The organism is Macrococcus sp. CoH-51_TC_04 (genome assembly GCF_058188655.1).
In genome coordinates this window covers 1-244 of record NZ_JBVGOY010000094.1, presented here as the reverse complement: position 1 = coordinate 244, position 244 = coordinate 1, and the positions used below count along the sequence as shown (strand labels likewise).

1 protein-coding gene is annotated in these 244 nt (G+C 54.1%); it reads left to right on the top strand.

What is annotated here, in order from left to right:
- Positions 1-200: hypothetical protein (locus ACZ2V4_RS11900; protein WP_490514977.1), on the top strand; the 200-nt coding region annotated here is incomplete at its 5' end.
- Positions 201-244: the final 44 nt, after the last annotated feature.

Genomic DNA, 244 nt, shown 5'->3' with positions numbered 1-244 from the left:
GCAAGATTGTGGGCGGTTCAACCACCACAAACTTGGGCACTATCAACTGGGCAGCAGGTGCACGGCAACCGACGTTCACTTTCTCGTCAGCGCAGACCCTAAATGCGACCGATGTGCTTATTGTGACAGCGGCGGCATCAGCAGACGCGAACCTAGCGAACGCGACGTTCACGCTGCGTTGTACAGCATCAGCGGCGTAAAACAAAAACCCCATCAGACGCGAATCTGATGGGGTTTTTCATTT